This is a genomic window from Streptomyces sp. CC224B (assembly GCF_030010595.1).
In the GTDB taxonomy this organism is placed as follows: domain Bacteria; phylum Actinomycetota; class Actinomycetes; order Streptomycetales; family Streptomycetaceae; genus Streptomyces; species Streptomyces longispororuber.
This window is the reverse complement of sequence record NZ_JASCXL010000034.1, coordinates 1-16,354: the sequence shown is the minus strand read 5'-3', so window position 1 is coordinate 16,354 and position 16,354 is coordinate 1. Positions and strand designations below refer to the sequence as shown.

Sequence of the window (16,354 nt, the reverse complement as noted above, 5' to 3'; positions counted from 1 at the left end):
CGCACCGTGAGGGAACGGGACGACGGCGGCCATCGGCCGGAAGGGGGCGCGGACGGATGGGAGCGCTGGACGACACAGGGCAGATCGCGGCCACACTCGCCTGGGCGCGGTGGTTCCGCAGGACGGTCACCGTGCAGGACCTCCCGGGGCCCGGCACCGAGGCGGGCCGGCTGGTGGACGAGGCCGCGGCGGGGCTCGCGGGCAGGCTGTTCACCGACCGGCCGCGCACCGACCGCCCCGCCTGGTTCACGGAAGGGCGGCGCATCGCGCTCCTCGCCGAGGCGCGCCGCGGCTTCCGTACCGATCCCGAGTACAACAACGGCAAGGTCAACGCGAAGTTCGGCGTCGCCGCGCTGGAGCTGGTGCGCACGGTGGACCTGGCCCGGTACGTGGAGTCGGTGACCGGCGTCGCCGTACGGGCGCCGCACGCGTCGACCTACCTGGGCTACCTGTTCGACGGCAGCGCGCTGGAACTGCACCTGGACGACGAGCGCTACGGCGACATCACCCTGCTTCTGTGCCTGCACCACCGGCCGCCGAACGAGGGCTGCACGGGCAGCAGGACCGTGTTCCTGGAGGGGCGCGAGCGGCGCTTCGTGGAGCTCGGGGAGCGGGAAATCCTGGTCTTCGACGGCGTGTTCGCCCCGCACGGGCGGACCCCGGTGGCCGGGGGAGAGGAGATCGTCCTGCTCAGCTTCGGGTTCCGGGCACTGCGGAACAAGGGCGGACGGGGCGACGACATCGAGTTTCCGCCGGGGGCGTGAGCCGCGCGCGGAAGGCGGCGCGCGGGCGGAACGCGGAGCGTGAGCCGCGCGCGACCGCGGTGGGAGAAGGGAACCCGGGCGTGACCGCAGGCCGGCACCGGCCGCGGGCGGGGCGGCACCAGGAGAAGGACCGCACGCGGTCCGGCACGCGGGACCGCTCGGGCGGAAACACACACCGTGCAGAGCGCCCACACCGCACACACCGCACAGGGCGCATCGAGCACGTGGAGTGCATCGAGCGCATCGGATGAATCGAGAGAGGAAGCAACGCATGGAGCAGGAAGAAGAGACGCCGCGCACGCAGGACGTGGACGCGCGCGCCGAGGTGCCCGACATCGACGACTTCGCGGTGACCGAGGTCGAGGACGCGGCCGCGGCCCTGATCCAGTACCGCCCCGACATGGGCTAGTCCGGGCGCGCACGCACACCGTGCCGGCACCGGGTCTCGACCCCGGCGCCGGCACGGGCGCCACCCCGGGCGGCTCTCCCAGGGACCTTCCTGGTGCCGTTCCGGGGGCGGCCCGGCGCGGGCTTACGGGGGCCCGTGCGGGGGTCGTACGGCCGTACGGGCCCAAGAGGCGCGTGGGAAACGAGGGACACGAGGGGACACGAGCAGTGCACACCGCAGACGTCAGGCCCGAAGAACGCTACCGGCTGAACCCCGCCGTGCGGCTGGTGCCGCCGGGCTCCTTCAACAACCCGCGATGGCTCGCGGTCGACCTGGTCACCAAACGGCACCTCGCCATCGGCCGGCACGCCGCGGCCCTGTGCGTGGTCGCCGCGGGACCGACCTCCCGGGCGGCGGCCGTGGACGCCGTCGCCGCCCACGCGGACGCGCGGAAGGCCGACCTGGCCACGGCCTTCGACACGCTCCTCGGCAAGGACATCCTGGTGGCGGCGGTCACCTCGGACCGCACGCGCTGGGTGGAGCAACTCCTCTCCCAGTGGCGGGCGTACGGCTGGAGCGAGGCCGCGGACCACCATCTGATGACGTTCGACTACCCCTTCTACGACTACAGCGTCGACGGCTGGACGCAGGACCGCGCCATCATGCGCGCCTACCGCGCGGAGGAGTTCGACGGCCAGCGGTACAAGACGTGCGCCGACGGGCCGCGCCCGGCGGGGGACGTGCACCCAGGGGCGGCCGGGCACCCGGGGCCGGGCGGCGGCGTCCCGGCGCCCCGGGTCACCGACGTCCTGCCGACCCTGACCGCCCGGTTCGAGGAGGCCACCGGGGCGCCGCGCCGCGCGGGCGCACTCGACGCGGAGGTCCTGCTGCGGCTGATGTCCAGCGTGTTCGGCGTCCTGGAGAGCCGGGGCGGAGGACCGGGCACGGCTCCCTTCGTCCGGCGCACCAGTCCCTCCGGCGGGGCGCGGCACCCCTCCGAGGGGTACGCGTGCGTCTTCGACGTACCGGGTCTCGCGGAGGGCTGGTACCACTACCGCTGCGGTGACGAGGCGCTGCACAGGGTCGCGGACCTGGACGCGGAGTGTGCCCGCCGGGCGCTGTTCGGGGCCCTGCGGGCGCCGTTCACCACCCGCGCCGTGCTCGTGATGACCAGCGTCTTCGGACGCAACATGTACCGCTACCGGGAGCCGCGCACCTTCCGCACCCTGTTCATGGACGTCGGGCACCTGCTCACGACCACGGAGGTGGTCGCGCAGGCCATGGGGGTCGCCGCGTTCGGGCAGCACGGCATCGACGACACCCGCGTCAGCGAGGTCCTGCGGCTGGCCCCGGAGGAGGAGGCGCCCGTGCTGTCCGTCGCGCTGGGGGACGGGTACGTGGCCCGCGCTTCGGGGGCGCCGGACGGTACGACCGCCGCGCAGGACGGGGCGGCCGTCGCCGAGGACGGGGCAATCGCCGCGCAGGACGGGGCGGCCGTCGCCGAGGACGGGGCAATCGCCGCGCAGGACGGGGCGGCCGTCGCCGAGGACAGTACGACCGCCGCGCTGGACAGGGCGGCTGCCGCCGAGGACGGGCCGAGCACCGCGTCACCGCCCGCACCGCCGCCCCCGCACCCCGCCTCGTCCGAAAGGCGCTGAACACCGTGGTCAGCCTGCACTACCTCCGGCCCGTCCCCGGGCCCGACGACACCGGTCACGGGCTCGAACTGGTGCAGCCCGGCGGCGCCAGGAAGTTCGGCCTGTCCACCGGGGCCGCGCTGGAGCTCGTCTACGACGGGCCCCGCCGCGCCGAACTCGGCCTGCTCATCGACGAGTCGGAGAAGGACTGCGGCGACTTCGACCGGTGGATCGCCCGCAACTGGGGCTGGTGCGCGCCGTACTACCTGTTCTCGCGGCGCTCCCGGTACGCCGACGTCGACGACCCCGACGGCGGGATCCGCCGCCGGGTGCTGGCCGCCTACCGCGACCGCGGCGAAGCACCGCAGCCGCCCCCCACCGGCCCGGCCCCGGTCAGGCTCGACCACCGCTCGGTGTCCGCGACGCTCGACGTGGGCGGCGTCCTGGCGGCCCGGCGCTCGGTGCCCCGGCCGCGGCGGCGCCCCTTCCCGGCGGCCGAACTGGGGTGGATCCTGCACACCGGCTGCGCGCGGATGCGGGCCGCCCTGTCCCTCCACACCCGTACCGAGGACCCGTTGTCCCTGCTGGCGAGCTTCGGCTGCGCGCTGGACGTCTACGTCGTCTGCTACGCGGTGGACGGCCTGCCGAGCGGCCTCTACCGCTACGACGTCCTGGACGACAGCCTGAGCCCGCTGTCCCCGCGGTCGACACCGACCCCGGCAACACACACGGACACGGGCACGGACACGGACAGGCCTCCCGGCACCGGTCCGTACGGGGGTGCCCACGCGGACGCCGGTGCCGACACCGACACCGATACCGACGCCGACGCGCTCCGCCGCCGGATGTCCGCGATCCTGGTCGGCCAGCCCGCGCCCCTGTCGGCGGCGGCCACGGTGCTGCTGGTGGCCGACTTCGAGCGGTACCAGTGGCGCTACCGGCACGAGCGGGCGCTGCGACACCTGTGGCTCGACGCGGCCCACGCCATGGGGTACCTCCTGCTCAGCGCGACCGCGCTGGAGAAGTCGACCCACATCAGCCCCGCCGCGCGCGACTCGGCGGCCAACGCGTGCCTGGGCCTGTCCGACGCGCGCCACCAGGTCATGTACTGCCTCAGCGCGGGGTAGCGGGCGTGCGCGACCGACACCCCGGCGCGAGTGGTGCGCGCACGGGCCCCGAGCCCGTGGCGGGGGAGCGCACCACTCTGCGCGCCGTGGCGGTCCTCTCGGTGCCGCTCATGGTCGCCGGTCTGCTGCCCCTGCTGTCCACGGTCGTCGACCTCGCGGTCGTCGGCCACCACGGCGCCACCGCGCCGGCGGCGGTCGCCGTCGTCGGCGGCGTCGTCGACGTGGCGGCGAACGTCCTCGGCGCCTTCCTGCTCAACCTGCACGAGGTATCCCTGTGCCTCACCCGCCAGTTCCCCGGAACCGGACACCGCCGCGAGGACGTACGGTGTGCCACCGGCAAGGACGGCCGCGCAGCCGGTGGACAGCGCCAGGGCCACGGCCGTCCCGGTGCCGGTGAGCCGCCGCGTCTGCTCCTCGTCGCCCGCGCCGGCCGCCCTGTTGGGCAGGATCCGGCCTCTTCCCCGCGTGGGGAGCCACGGGCGACGGCCTCGCCACGCTCATCGCCACCGCGGTCACCTGCGCGGTCATCGGCCGGGCGCACGGCGGGCCGCTGTCCGCGCGGCGGGTCCTCGTACCGCAGGGCGGGCCGCCGCTCCTCCGGCGGGCCCTCGCACCGGGCGGCGGCCACCCGCCGGGGCGTTCCGGCCGGTGGCGGTGGTCCAGCCGATGGCGGCGGCCCGGCCGGTGGTGGCGTTCCGGCCGGTGGCGGCGTTCCGGCCGGTGGTGGCGGTCCCGTCTCGCCGCGGTGTCCTGGCCGTTGGCGCTCTCCGCCGTCGTCGACCACGTGACCGTGCCGGCCTGGACGGCGCTCGTGGCGCGGGGCGGCACGGTGGGCCTGGGCGCTGCCCGTATCGCCCTGGAGGTTCACCTGATCGTGTTCGTACTGGTCTCCGGCCTCGCGGGCGGCGCGCTGGTCCTGCTCGGCCTGCTCGGCCTGCTCGACGGGGCGGCGGACGCCTCCCGTACGCGGGAGGTGCGGCGGCTGCTCGGCCGCGCGCACGGCGTCCTCGGGCTCCTCCTGGGCGCGCTTGTCACCGTCGTGCCCGGCACCGCCCGGGTCTTCACCTCCGACCCGGCGGTGGCCCGCGCGGCCGGCCCGCTCCTGCTGCTGCTCGGAGCGGCCTGCCCCATCCTGGCCGTCGCCCACTACTGGATCGTCCGGGCCCGCGTACTGCTGCTGACCAGGGCGGAGATGGCCATCAACACCATCTGCTCCGTCGCGGTCCTGCTGCCCGGGGCGCTGTGCGGGCGCGCGGTGGCGGGACTGCCCGGGGCCTTCGCGGCGTTCGTCGCGTACTGGGCGGCCAGACTGCTGCTCACCGCCCTGGCCGTACGCCGGCACGAGGGCGCCGCCGTCCCCGTGGGCGCGGGGACATGACGGCCCGCCCCGCCGCACGGCAGGCACCGCATCCGACCGGCGACCTCGACGGAGTGCTGGCCGGGGGCCTGGCCGACGCGGCGGTCTGGTTCCGCCGCGCGCCCCGCGGCGGCCTGGCTGCGGGGTGCCGAACCGGACTGGGCCCATCCCGTGGACCTGGCCGCCCGCGCCGCGGAACTGGGCGCCCTGTCCGCGCGGCTGCGCCGCCTCGCCGACCGCCCGCCGACCCCCTGGGACCGCGCGGTGGCACGGCAGGCCGACGACTGGGCGCGCGGGCAGGCACGCTGGCTGCGCCGCCTGGCCCACAGCGGCACCGGCCTCGCCGAGGCCCGCACCCACCTGCGCGCGCTGGCCGCCGATCAGCCGTGGGCGCGCCACGAGTGCCGCCACCACCTGCGCGCCCTGCACGCCGCCGCGACGGCCGGACAGCCCCTCGTCGTACCGTGCGGCCCCGAGGAGGAGACCACCGCGCGCCTGCCCCCGGCCGACCGGCGTGACGGCACGCACCGCCGTGGTCCGGCCCCCGCCGACGGCCACGGCCCCACGCCCGCCGGGGAAGAGGGAGCGCACCTCCTCGACGCCCACGACGGAGCCGCCCTGCACGCGCTGCTGCTCGACACCGCCGCCGAGCACGCGTCCGCCCGCCGCCGCTACGCGAACGAGGCGGCGGCCCTGGCACGCGCGCTGGCCGGTAGCGCGCCGCCCGACCTCCTGCGACTGCTGCTCGCCACCTGCGCGCCGCCTCCTCCGGCCGGGTTCCGGCCACCGGAGGTGCGCACCGCCCGCGGCCCGCTGGCCGACCTCGTACCGGTGGCCCTGTTCCGGCCCGGCGACCGGGGCGGCGTCGTGTTCCTGGGGACCGAGGTCCCCACCACCCGGTACGCCCCCGCGCGGGACCGGCTCGCCCTGCTGCTGCTCCTCGCCCACGAGGCGTTCCCGGGGCACGCGCTGCACGCCCACCACGCCCGGCTGCGGTTCGGCGGCGCCGCGGCGGTCCTGGGGGACATCAGCGCCTTGGAGGGCTGGGCCGTGCTCGCCGAGCGGCAGGCGGCCGAGACCCACCCCGGACTCACCGAAATCGCCCTGTGGTTCCGCGTGAAGCGCCTGCTGCCCGTCGTCGTCACGGACGTACGCCGACAGCGGGGCGCCCGGGCCGCACAGGACGTGGTGCGGCGCGTCGCGGCCGTCTCGCCCACGCTGTTCGGCGACATCCCGGCCGGCCACCAGATCCGGGAGGCCAACCGGGCCTACGCGCAGGGCTACGCCGAGACCCTGCACGCCCTGCGCCTGCACGCACGCACGACGGGGCAGGGCCCGGCCGCCGCGAGGGAGGCGCTGGTGGGGGCCGGGGGAATTCGGGCCCGCTACCTGACGGAGGCCTGGGCGGCACCCCGGACCACGTAGCGCACCTGACCCGCGACGCACGACCGCCCCCCACCGGCACCGGGCACGCACCGGCCCCAGCGACGGCACCGGCACCGGTGACGGCGGCCGGTCGACCACCCGCGGCCACGGCACGCTCACCCGGCGATGGCGCGCCGCAGCACCGCGCCGACCTCGGCGTACTGCCGCTGCGACACCTCGGCGGTGCCCATCGCCCGCGAGCCGTGGAACGTACCGGCCCACTGGTGCCGTTCGACCGGACCGCCCGCTTGCAGCAGCCGCAGTGCGCAGGCGATGCCCTCGTCGCGGTTCGGGCACAGCTCCGCGGTCGCGACGTACCCCGCCCTGACCGCGTGGCGACTGCTGGACGGCCAGGAGCCGTGCCGCTAGCGCGGAACCGCCTTTGGCGGAGGCCCGGCGCGGGCAGCGGCCGGCGTTCCCGGACGCGGCCCGCGCGGTCATGGGTCGGGACCGCCCCTCCCGCACCGGACGTCACCCCGGCCCCTACGTAAACTGCCGCACATGGCATGCCGCATCAGTGAGTTGGTCATCGACTGTGCCGATCCCGAGCGCCTCGCCGCCTTCTGGAGCGAGGTGCTCGGCTACGTCGAGATCGGCCGGGAGGACGACGGGAGCATCGAGATCGGGCCGCCCGGCGCCGGGTTCGGCGGACCCCGGCCCACGCTCGTCCTCAGCCCCAGCAGTGATCCGCGGAACGGGAAGCTGCGGCTGCACATCGACGTCAACCCCACCGACCGCGACCAGGACGCCGAACTGGAGCGGCTGCTCGCCCTCGGCGCCCGGCCCGCCGACGTCGGCCAGACCGGCGCCGAGAGCTGGCACACCCTGGCCGACCCGGAGGGCAACGAGTTCTGCCTCCTGCGCTCCCGGTTGCGGCCCCTCTGACCGCACGGACCCCGCCGGGCCGGGGCGGCGGTCAGGACAGCGGCGGCAGGTGCAGCAGGCGGACCAGCGCGGTCACCACGGCGCTCGCGGCCCCGGAGACGGCGGCGAGGGCCACGCGGCGCGCGGCGGCCCGCAGCAGGGCGGCACGCCGCCGACGGATCGTGTTCTCCGGGGTGGAGGGGGTGGCGCGCGGACAGCACATGGCTTGCTCCAGGTGAGGGCGGGCGCGGCCGCCCGGTGCGGCCGCTGGTCGGCCCATGAAGCGGTGTCCGAGGGGTTTCCGGCCATCGCGCACCAGTATGGGGAGCCGTGGTCGGCCAGGTCGGCGCGGTGGTGACCGGGTGTCCGGGGGTGTCCAGGGCCGGGAACACGGCACGGCACGCCTGACTGGCGCGGTACGGGTATCCACAAGGGGCCTTGAGGAGGCGGCAGTTGGACGGTGGCGGGGCAGGCGCCGGGCGGTGCGTCGGGCGACTCGTGGCCGAGCTGGCCAGGCTGCGCGAGGCCGCGGGCACGCCGTCGCTGCGGCGGATGGCGGACGCCGTACACCCCGTACCGCGAGGCCGACGGACTGGTGGACGTCCCGTCAGCACCAGCACACTCGGAGCCTGGCTGAGCGGTGACACCGTCTGTGCCGAGGACCGGGAGAAGGTCTTCCTGGAGCTGGTCGCCCACCTCGAACGGGAGGCCCGCCGCCGCCAGGACCGGCGCCGTACGGACGGGCTCACCGGCGCCCGCGGACACATCTTCCTCGACGCGGAGCAGTGGCGGCGCCTGCTGGCCGACGCGCGCGCGGAGCGGGACGCCGGGGTGCGGGGCGGACGCCCGCGGACGCGGGACCGGGCCCCGGGCGCGGTGCCGACGGGACCCGTCACGCTACCGCCGCCACCCGCGGACTTCGCCGGACGCGAGGCCGAAGTAGCAGACGTACTAGGCCACTTGGACCCGGACCGGCCGCACGCGGCGGACGCGCCCGCCGTCGTCGTCTCGGCGGTCGCGGGCATGGGCGGGGTGGGCAAGACCGCGCTGGCGCTGCACGCGGCAGACCAGGCGCGGCGCAGGGGCTGGTTCCCCGGTGGTGCCGTCCACGCCGACCTGCGGGGCTACAGCACCCGGGAGCCGGTGAGCGCGGGCGCGGTCGCGGACCGGCTGCTGCGCGCCATGGGCGTGCCCGCCCGGAAGCTGCCCGGCACCGAGGACGGCGCCCTGGACGCCTGGCAGCGGCTGCTGCACGAGCTGGCCGCGCGAGGGACACCGCTGCTGGTGGTCCTGGACAACGCCCGCGGGGCCGGCCGGTACGGCGCGCTGCTGCCGGGGGCACCGCACCGCGCCCTGATCACCTCCCGCCAGGCGCTGTCCTCGCTGCCCGCCCACCGCGTGACCCTCGGCCCGCTGCCGCCGCAGGAAGCCGTGACGGTACTCGACACGGCTCTGCGGGCCGGGGACACCCAGGACACGCGGTGCGCCGCGGACCCCGCGGGCGCGCTCGAACTGGCGGAGCTGTGCGGCCGGTTGCCGCTCGCGCTGTGCGTCACGGCCGCGCTGCTGCGCGCGGACCCCGCCCTGCCGCTCGCGGCGCACGCGGACCTGCTGCGGGAGGCCCGCGACCGGCTGGACGCCCTCGCGCTCGACGAGGACGACGCGGAGGGGCGGCCGCTGGCGGTCCGGGCCAGCCTCGACCTGTCCTACCGGCGCCTGCCCGAGGCCACGGCCCGTGCCCTGCGCCTGCTCGCCACGGCCCCGGGCCCGGACGTCTCGACCGCCACCGCCGCCGTCCTGCTCGACCTGCCCCACCACCAGGCCCGTCGCCACCTCGGCGACCTGTCCCGCCACCACCTGCTCACCCGGACCCACCTGCCGGTGCCCGAACTGCCCGCGCGGGACGCCGAACGCTGGTCCCTGCACGATCTCGTACGGCTGTACGCGGTGGAGAAGGCCGAGCGGACCGGGGCCGAGGTCGGCGCTCGCTGCGGCGCCGGTTCCGCCCTGGACGAGGTGCGCGCGGCAGCCCGGCGCCTCGACGACCACTGCACGACGCTGACGGCGGCGGCGGACGCCTGCCTGCGACAGGGCGGGCCCCGGCTCCCGGGAGCTGTCCCGCAGGCCGACGTCCCGGGCGCCGACCCGACCGCTGACCTCCCGGGCACCGCCGCGCACGGCGAGCCCGCAGACACCGTCCCGTACAGCGAGCGGCCGGGCACCGTCCCGTACGGCGAACCTCAGCACACCGCTCCGCACGGCGAGCGCCCGGGCACCGCCCCGCACGGCGAACTCCGTGACACCGCCCCACACCGCGAGCCCCCACCCCCCCGCCCCGCCCGCCTCTTCGGACGCCCACCCGGGGGCCTTCCCCGGACCGGCGCAGGCCCTGGCCTGGCTGAACGCCGAGCGCACCAACCTCGTCGCCCTGGTTGCCGCCGCCCGGGAGGGAGGCCGCCCGCGGACCGCCCTCGCGGTCACGCTCACCCTCCAGCGCTACCTGGAAAGCCACTGGCACGGCGCCGACGCGTACCGCTGCGGCACGCACGCGCTGGCGGCCGCCCGGCTGCTGGAGCCGCCGGACCTGGCGGCGGCGCTCTGCTTCCTCGGCAACGCGTGCCGCCTGACGGGCCGCCTGGACGAGGCGGTGGCACGGCTGCGGGAAGCGGTGCGGGTGGCGACGGAGGCCGGGCGGCCGCGCGTGGCGAGCGCGGCCCTGCACAACCTCGGCCTGGTCCACGCCCTGCGCGGCGACCTGGCCGAGGCCGCGTCCGTCCACCGCGAGGACGTCCGGCTGTCACGGGACTCAGGCGATCCGCAGGGCGAGGCCATGGCGCTCGTGGCCCTCGCGGAGCTGCTGCGGCGGCGCGGCGAGCCGATGGCCGCGACCGAGGCCCTGGCCCGGGCCGCGCGGCTGTATCGCGCCAGCCCCGGTGACCGTTCAGGGACCGGCATGGTGGCCCTCACCCACGCGCGTACGCTCCTGAACGGCGGCCGGGAGCCGTCCCCGCGCGCCGCACTGGCCCTGCTGGCGTGGGCGGTCCGGGCGTTCCGGCAGGCGGGCGACCAGGCGAAGGTCGCGGTGGCGTCGCTGGAGATGGGCAAGGCCTACTGGACGCTGTGTCCGGCGTGCCACGGCGCGGCGGCCATCAGGTGGACACGCGCGGGTCTCGCGCTGGCCGAGACCGGCACGGACGAGCGGCTCACCGCCCTGGGCCTGTACCAACTCGGCTCCTTCCACGCGAAGTCCGGCGACCGCGCGGCGGCGCGTCCCCTGCTGGAGCGTGCCGTGGCCGCCTGCGTCGCGGACGTCCACGATCCGGGGCTCGCGCGCGCGGCCCGCTCCACGCTGGCCCACCTGGGCAAGCCGAAGAAGCCGTTGCTCTGCGAGGACGCGCCGCCCGGCGCCTCCGACCAGGCCCCCGGCAACGCCCCCGACCAGGCCTTCGATCCCGTACCCGACTTCGTCGAAAGCCTCGCGCGGGGCGAGACCGAGGCGGGTGGCGAGACCCCGGCGGGTGGCGAGACCCCGGAACACGCCGTCGCGCTGTACGACCCGGTCTGGTCCGTCCTCACCGCCCCGGTGGCCGCACCGGACACCACCGACCCACCGGGCCCGGACCCGACCGGCTCCTCTTGAGGCGCGGCCGGGGCCGCGCGTGGAGGTGAAGCTGTCGCGGACGCCCGTCGGACAAGCCGGGGCCGGCGCTAGCATCCGGGCCATGCGCGCGTCCTTCGCAGTCGGCCGACGGCGGTTGTCGTACCTCGACTTCGGCGGTCCGGGCCTGCCGGTGCTGGCTCTGCACGGGCACTACAACGAGGCAGCGGTGTTCGCCCCGCTGGCCCGGGAGCTGGCGCCGCGGTGGCGGGTGATCGCTCTGGACCAGCGGGGGCACGGTGAGTCCGACCGCGCCGAGAGTTACGGGCGCGACGACTACGTCGCCGACGTCGCGGCCTTCCACCGCCACCTGGACGTCGGACCGGTGCCGGTCCTCGGCCACTCCATGGGCGGCGTCAACGCCTACCAGTACGCCGCCCGCCACGCCGACCGGGTGACCGCCCTGATCGTCGAGGACGTCGGCGCCGAGGTGAACGCCGACTGGTCGCTCACCACACAACTGCCCCGCGGCGCCCCGTCCCGCCAGGCGTGGGCCGAGGCGCTCGGCCCGACGGCGCCGTACGTCGAGTGCTGCCTGCGCCACTACGACGACGGCTGGGGGTACTCCTTCGACATCGCGGACACGGTGCGGTCCCACCAGGCCCTCACCGGCGCCTACTGGAGCGACTGGGAGTCGGTGACCTGCCCGACCCTCCTCGTCCGGGGAACGGCCAGCGAAGTCCTGACACAGGACCACGCCCGAGAAATGATCGCCCGCCGCACCGGCCGCGCCCGACTGGTCGAACTCCCCGCCGGCCACGTCGTCCACCAAGACGCCCCCGCCCCCTTCGCCGCCGCCGTACGGACCTTCCTCACCCACCTGTCCCCGGCATGAGGCACGTCCGTCGACATCAGGCCACCACACCACACAAGGCCGGGCGCGGCACGCCTCCACGTCGGCGCGCACGAGCCGGAACGCGGCCACACGTCGCGGCCGACCGGACTCGCCGCGCGGCCCCGGCGACACCACACAGGCCCGCCGGTCGTGAGGCCGGCGGGCCTGTGCTGTGTGCTCACCCGGGCAGTACGCCGCGCTGGGCGCGCGAACCGCGTCGTACCGGGCGTGGTGCCGGATCAGGCAGGGGTGATGTTCTCCGCCTGCGGGCCCTTCTGACCCTGGGTGATGTCGAAGGTGACCGCCTGGCCTTCCTGGAGCTCACGGAAGCCGGTGGCGTTGATGTTGGAGTAGTGCGCGAAGACGTCCGGACCGCCGCCGTCCTGGGCGATGAAGCCGAAGCCCTTCTCGGCGTTGAACCACTTGACAGTTCCGCTGGCCATGCTGGTGCCTCTCAGTTGACGTCGGGCCGCACCGCGCGGCCCTGGAGGTGATCGCCCTGGTCCGGCACTGCACAGCAAAGCGCCCGCGCCAAGGCGCGGGCAGGTCCTGCGAACCACGACATCTGACGACGACGCTACATGGCGAGATGATCCCGCACCAGTGGGTAACGGCTGCAAGACGCGTCGAACTCCATGACGTGGGGCACTTTCCGGCCGCGTTGTGGCAGGGACCGGACAACGCGGTCAGGTTTCGGGGCCGCTCCACGGCGTGCCGGGCGAGCGGCTGAGCCGCAGGCGTGGTGCGGGCGGCAGCGGCGTGGGGGCCGCCGCCTCCGGTACGGTGCGGAACGCCTCGATCACGTACGCGGCGAAGCGGCGGGAGGCCGTGATCCGGTCGGCAGGCGGCGCCTCGTGCAGGCCCCGGTGGGCCAGGAGCATGAGGACCAGGTCGTCGACGACGAAGCCGGGGCCCAGGCGGCCGGCCGCCTGGGCGCGGCGGGTCAGTTCGCCGACCGCGAACAGGGTCCGCTCCCGGTCGGCGGCGAAGTCCATGGCCTCGGGGAAGGCCGTCATGAAGGCGTCGGCGAAGCCCCGGCTGTGCGCGTGGAGTTCGCAGATCTGTTCGACCAGGCCCCGGAACCCGCGCCACGGGTCCGGATCCGCGAGGGCGTCGCGGACGGCGGCGTGGCAGGCCCGCCGCTGCTCGGCGAAGGCCTCCGCGATCAGTGCCTGCTTGGTCGGGAAGTGCCGGTACAGCGTGGCGGGGCCGAGGCCCGCGCGCCGGGCGACCTCGCGCATGGGCGCACTCAGGCCCTCCTCGCCGAACACCGCGCGGGCGGCGTCCAGGATGCGGGCCCGGTTGTCTCGGGCATCGGAACGCTCGGTCCGAGGCAGTTGGTTGCTCATCGTCTCTCACTTCGGCCACGGGGGCGGGGGCGCTCGTTACGGTCCCAAGGCGGTGCGGCCCTGGCTGGGGGGATCGGTTGCACGCCCACGAGGCGATCACCGTAATCCGCCCCTCCAGAGGTCCGCCGAAAGGACCAAGGGCCAAGGGCCAAGGGCCAAGGACCAAGGAACAGCGAGCAGAGGAGCAGCCATGAAAGCCGTCGTCGTCAGGAGGTTCGGGGACCCCGACGGTCTGGAGGTCGTCGATGTGCCCGCACCCGTCCCCGCCCCGGGGCAGGTGCGGATCGCCACGGAGGCGGTCGGGGTGGGCGGCGTGGACGCCGTGATCCGCCAGGGAACGCTGTCCGGCCACGGCTTCCGGGAGGGCCACCTCATCGGCAGCGAGGTCGCGGGAAGGATCACCGAGGTGGGGGAGGGGGTGGACGCCTCATGGGCCGGACGGCGGGTGTGGGCGTTCACCGGTCTGTCCGGTGGGTACGCCGAGCAGGCCGTCGCCGCGGTCGAGGACGTCCTGGTCCTGCCCGACGGCCTGAGCGGCGCGGCCGCGGTGACCCTCGGCGGCTCCGGCGTGGTCGCCCACTTCGCCCTGGCCCGGGCCCGGTTGGCGCCCGGCGAGAGGGTGCTCGTACGGGGTGCGGCGGGCAGCATCGGCATCACGGCGGTCCAGCTCGCGGCCAGGGGCGGAGCGGGCGCGGTGGCGGTCACCACCTCGTCGGCGGAGCGCGGCGCCCGCCTGCGGGACCTCGGCGCGACCCATGTCCTCGACCGCTCGGGCGAGGGTGGCGGCCCGGACGCGCCGGCGAACTTCGACGTGGTGATCGACGTCGTGGGCGGTCCCGGGCTGCCGCACTTCCTGGACAGGCTGGACGCCAACGGGCGGTACCTGGCCGTAGGCGTGGTCGCCGGGCAGCCGCCGGCGGACTTCGGCATGCGGTTGCTGGCCGCCTTCCGCAGATCGTTGTCGTTCGCCACGTTCAGCGCCGACACCGTGCCCGGCCCCGACCGGCAGGCGGTGCGGTCGGCCCAGTTCACCGAGGCCGCGCAGGGGGCCCTGCGCACGGTCGTGCACGAGGTGCTGCCACTCGACCAGGCGGCGTCCGCGCACCGCGCGATGGACGCGGGGGAGGTCTTCGGGAGGGTGGTGCTGGTGCCCTGAGCGGGGCAGGAACGCGTACACGGCCCGGGCCACGACAGGGCACCCGCTTGGCGGTGCTCCCGGACCGGTCACACCTGTGAGGCGGAACGCCCTGACGCAGCCGTCTTGGTGCCTCGACAGGGGCGTGTTCAGCGGTGGCCGGAGTACGCCGGCCGAGCCTCGGGGGGAAGCTCTGGAGGCTGCCCTGTCGTCCACAGTGCCCGCACGGACAGGTGGCTGATCCGCCACCCCGCGGGTGTGCGGCGCAGCTCGGCCTCGTAGTAACCGCCCACGACGAAAAGGGGGTCGGCGCCCTCGCCGCGCTGCCGCAGGGTGGCGGCGTGGTGCACATGTGTCATCAGCGCGTTCCAGGACGCCGTGGCTGTCGCCGCGTCGGCCCGGACGTCGACCAGGACGTCCGAGGCGATGTGCTGGGTACGGGCGTACCTCCCCAGTGCCTCGCCGGTGTCGTCCAGCGCGTCGATTCCGTCGGACGCGCCTATCGGGGTCACCGTGCGCACGTCGTCGGTGAAGTAGGCACGGGCCCAGTCCCGTTCGAACTCCCGCCGGTCCATGGTGCGGAAGTAGCGGCTGATGAGCGTGCTGATCGCGGCGTGATCCGTCTGCGTGGTCATGGCTCGAGCCTCCGCCTTGAACCACACTTGAGGTCAAGTCCGAAAGAAGCCCCCCCTCTGCATCGTGGCTCTTCTGGGGTACGTCTCGTGTTTGAAGCTGTGGTCGTAGTGAGCCGAAGCACGGTAGGTGTCACATAGGCAGGCTGGTTGTCACCGACGGCGCCAAGTGAAGCCGGCTGTAGAGCCAGAACGGGCTCGACCACTACCAGGTCAGGCACTGGACCTCATGGCACCGGCACATGACCCTCGCCATGCTCGCCTGCTCACTGCGTCGGCCATCACCACGGTCAAACTGCTGCACTGGTCCAGTTGGCGCGGACACCATCAGTCAGCGGCCGGACGCAGTCACTACCGGCGACGATCTCTCAAGGAACCCACCAGATGGACCAGGAAGCCGCACTGAGGGAAGGCCGTTTCCGGGACAGCCGGTTCTACGCTTACCTGCGAGGCGTGTTTGCGGCCGACTCAGCGGATCGTTGGAGCTGGTGGCGCGACCACTTCGCGCAGCTCGGCGGCGGCCTGGGCCATGAGCCGACTGGCACGTCGTCGACGGTCTCCTGGCCGACCGTCTGCCGCCGCTGCCGCGCGGGCTCGGCCTTGAGGTCGCGGGTACCGTCGACGCGCTCGGTGAGGGCGTCGACGGCGTCCGGATCGGCGACCGCGTGTTCGGCCCGGCCACCTTCGACGGCCCGACGGCCGGTGCCGCCGAGTACGCGCTGATGCCGGCCTGGGCACGCATCCCCGAGGGCGTCACCGCCGAGCAGGCCGCCGCGTTGCCGATGGCGGCCGAGACGGCGTGGCGCGCGCTCGACGACCTCGGCGTTCAGCCGGGTGAGCTGCTGCTCGTCCACGGCGCGGGCACCACCGTGGGTGAGGCGGCGGTGCGCTTCGCGCTGCACCGGGGTATTCGGGTGATCGCCACCGCCGGGCCGGCTCGGGCCGCCGCCCTGGAAGAGATCGGCGCCCAGGTGACCGCCTACGGCGAGGGCATGGCTGAACGGGTCAGCGCACTGACCCCAGGCCCCGTGGACCGCGCCCTGGACACCACGCCGGCCGGGGGCCGGATCGACCGCGCCGACCAGCCCAGTCCGGCCGGTGGCTCGCTAGGGCCTGTCTGGCAAAGGATCTTGGGTGGGTTCTCTGAGCCAGAGGATGAGTGAGGCGAGGTGGACGCCGGCCT

Annotated in this window: 18 protein-coding genes and 1 pseudogene; 14 read left to right on the top strand and 5 right to left on the bottom strand. The window is 75.4% G+C overall.

The window, feature by feature from the left end; translation table 11 throughout:
* The first annotated feature begins 56 nt into the window (after positions 1-56).
* The 9 genes from QK440_RS16080 to QK440_RS16040 all read left to right on the top strand — a co-directional run bounded on the left by QK440_RS16080 (position 57) and on the right by QK440_RS16040 (position 7,583).
* Positions 57-764 carry a hypothetical protein gene (locus tag QK440_RS16080; protein ID WP_282793776.1) on the top strand — a complete coding sequence of 236 codons (708 nt, stop codon included), beginning with the start codon at positions 57-59 and terminating at the stop codon, positions 762-764.
* Between the two features lie 271 nt (positions 765-1,035).
* Positions 1,036-1,173, top strand: coding sequence for a hypothetical protein (locus QK440_RS16075; RefSeq protein WP_282793775.1), 138 nt, complete (start codon positions 1,036-1,038; stop codon positions 1,171-1,173).
* 206 nt (positions 1,174-1,379) lie between these two features.
* A complete protein-coding gene (locus tag QK440_RS16070; RefSeq protein ID WP_282793774.1) occupies positions 1,380-2,810 on the top strand; it encodes a SagB/ThcOx family dehydrogenase in 1,431 nt (476 codons plus the stop codon).
* A gap of 5 nt (positions 2,811-2,815) precedes the next feature.
* A complete protein-coding gene (locus QK440_RS16065; protein ID WP_282793773.1) occupies positions 2,816-3,916 on the top strand; it encodes a nitroreductase family protein in 1,101 nt (366 codons plus the stop codon).
* 5 nt (positions 3,917-3,921) lie between these two features.
* Positions 3,922-4,704 carry a hypothetical protein gene (locus QK440_RS16060; protein WP_282793772.1) on the top strand — a complete coding sequence of 261 codons (783 nt, stop codon included), beginning with the start codon at positions 3,922-3,924 and terminating at the stop codon, positions 4,702-4,704.
* The gene (locus QK440_RS16055; RefSeq protein WP_282793771.1) at positions 4,674-5,294 is read left to right on the top strand and encodes a hypothetical protein; all 621 of its coding nucleotides are present in this window, start codon (positions 4,674-4,676) and stop codon (positions 5,292-5,294) included. The genes QK440_RS16060 and QK440_RS16055 overlap by 31 nt, the downstream gene beginning before the upstream one ends.
* 150 nt (positions 5,295-5,444) lie before the next feature.
* Complete coding sequence (locus QK440_RS16050) at positions 5,445-6,698, top strand: hypothetical protein (protein WP_282793770.1); 1,254 nt, start codon at positions 5,445-5,447, stop codon at positions 6,696-6,698.
* A gap of 126 nt (positions 6,699-6,824) precedes the next feature.
* Positions 6,825-7,067, top strand: a complete 243-nt coding sequence (locus QK440_RS41410) for a hypothetical protein (RefSeq protein WP_349239296.1) — start codon at positions 6,825-6,827, stop codon at positions 7,065-7,067.
* Positions 7,068-7,199: 132 nt separating this feature from the next.
* Positions 7,200-7,583 carry a VOC family protein gene (locus QK440_RS16040; protein WP_282793769.1) on the top strand — a complete coding sequence of 128 codons (384 nt, stop codon included), beginning with the start codon at positions 7,200-7,202 and terminating at the stop codon, positions 7,581-7,583.
* A 31-nt stretch (positions 7,584-7,614) separates the two neighbouring features.
* Here the strand turns inward: QK440_RS16040 and QK440_RS16035 are convergent, their stop codons facing one another.
* A complete protein-coding gene (locus QK440_RS16035; protein WP_282793768.1) occupies positions 7,615-7,785 on the bottom strand; it encodes a hypothetical protein in 171 nt (56 codons plus the stop codon).
* Between the two features lie 728 nt (positions 7,786-8,513).
* Complete coding sequence (locus tag QK440_RS16030; protein ID WP_282793767.1) at positions 8,514-9,848, bottom strand: hypothetical protein; 1,335 nt, start codon at positions 9,846-9,848, stop codon at positions 8,514-8,516.
* 10 nt (positions 9,849-9,858) lie between these two features.
* Between QK440_RS16030 and QK440_RS16025 the strand changes: the two genes are divergently transcribed.
* Positions 9,859-11,202 (top strand): tetratricopeptide repeat protein, encoded by a 1,344-nt coding sequence (locus QK440_RS16025; RefSeq protein WP_282793766.1) that lies wholly within the window; start codon positions 9,859-9,861, stop codon positions 11,200-11,202.
* Between the two features lie 82 nt (positions 11,203-11,284).
* The gene (locus QK440_RS16020; RefSeq protein WP_282793765.1) at positions 11,285-12,055 is read left to right on the top strand and encodes an alpha/beta hydrolase; all 771 of its coding nucleotides are present in this window, start codon (positions 11,285-11,287) and stop codon (positions 12,053-12,055) included.
* 239 nt (positions 12,056-12,294) lie between these two features.
* Here the strand turns inward: QK440_RS16020 and QK440_RS16015 are convergent, their stop codons facing one another.
* Positions 12,295-12,498 carry a cold-shock protein gene (locus tag QK440_RS16015; RefSeq protein ID WP_037622929.1) on the bottom strand — a complete coding sequence of 68 codons (204 nt, stop codon included), beginning with the start codon at positions 12,496-12,498 and terminating at the stop codon, positions 12,295-12,297.
* Between the two features lie 243 nt (positions 12,499-12,741).
* On the bottom strand, positions 12,742-13,404 hold the full coding sequence (locus QK440_RS16010) for a TetR/AcrR family transcriptional regulator (RefSeq protein ID WP_282793764.1): 663 nt from the start codon (positions 13,402-13,404) through the stop codon (positions 12,742-12,744).
* Between the two features lie 190 nt (positions 13,405-13,594).
* On the opposite strand from QK440_RS16010, the gene QK440_RS16005 reads away from it, so the two are divergent.
* Positions 13,595-14,560, top strand: coding sequence for a zinc-binding dehydrogenase (locus QK440_RS16005; RefSeq protein WP_282793763.1), 966 nt, complete (start codon positions 13,595-13,597; stop codon positions 14,558-14,560).
* Positions 14,561-14,688: 128 nt separating this feature from the next.
* Here the strand turns inward: QK440_RS16005 and QK440_RS16000 are convergent, their stop codons facing one another.
* Positions 14,689-15,174, bottom strand: a complete 486-nt coding sequence (locus QK440_RS16000; protein WP_282793762.1) for a nuclear transport factor 2 family protein — start codon at positions 15,172-15,174, stop codon at positions 14,689-14,691.
* Between the two features lie 557 nt (positions 15,175-15,731).
* Between QK440_RS16000 and QK440_RS41405 the strand changes: the two are divergent.
* A pseudogene (locus tag QK440_RS41405) lies at positions 15,732-15,794 on the top strand (hypothetical protein); the annotation flags it as partial.
* Positions 15,795-15,836: 42 nt separating this feature from the next.
* Complete coding sequence (locus QK440_RS15995; RefSeq protein ID WP_282793761.1) at positions 15,837-16,334, top strand: hypothetical protein; 498 nt, start codon at positions 15,837-15,839, stop codon at positions 16,332-16,334.
* The last annotated feature ends 20 nt before the right edge of the window (positions 16,335-16,354 follow it).

Excerpts from the sequence above, each read along its gene's own strand:
- QK440_RS41410 (WP_349239296.1), top strand. The coding sequence starts at position 6,825 with ATGGCGCGCCGCAGCACCGCGCCGACCTCGGCGTACTGCCGCTGCGAC.
- QK440_RS16005 (WP_282793763.1), top strand. The coding sequence starts at position 13,595 with ATGAAAGCCGTCGTCGTCAGGAGGTTCGGGGACCCCGACGGTCTGGAG.
- QK440_RS16010 (WP_282793764.1), bottom strand. The coding sequence starts at position 13,404 with ATGAGCAACCAACTGCCTCGGACCGAGCGTTCCGATGCCCGAGACAAC.
- QK440_RS16035 (WP_282793768.1), bottom strand. The coding sequence starts at position 7,785 with ATGTGCTGTCCGCGCGCCACCCCCTCCACCCCGGAGAACACGATCCGT.
- QK440_RS16040 (WP_282793769.1), top strand. The coding sequence starts at position 7,200 with ATGGCATGCCGCATCAGTGAGTTGGTCATCGACTGTGCCGATCCCGAG.
- QK440_RS16075 (WP_282793775.1), top strand. The coding sequence starts at position 1,036 with ATGGAGCAGGAAGAAGAGACGCCGCGCACGCAGGACGTGGACGCGCGC.
- QK440_RS16015 (WP_037622929.1), bottom strand. The coding sequence starts at position 12,498 with ATGGCCAGCGGAACTGTCAAGTGGTTCAACGCCGAGAAGGGCTTCGGC.
- QK440_RS16000 (WP_282793762.1), bottom strand. The coding sequence starts at position 15,174 with ATGACCACGCAGACGGATCACGCCGCGATCAGCACGCTCATCAGCCGC.
- QK440_RS16020 (WP_282793765.1), top strand. The coding sequence starts at position 11,285 with ATGCGCGCGTCCTTCGCAGTCGGCCGACGGCGGTTGTCGTACCTCGAC.
- QK440_RS16080 (WP_282793776.1), top strand. The coding sequence starts at position 57 with ATGGGAGCGCTGGACGACACAGGGCAGATCGCGGCCACACTCGCCTGG.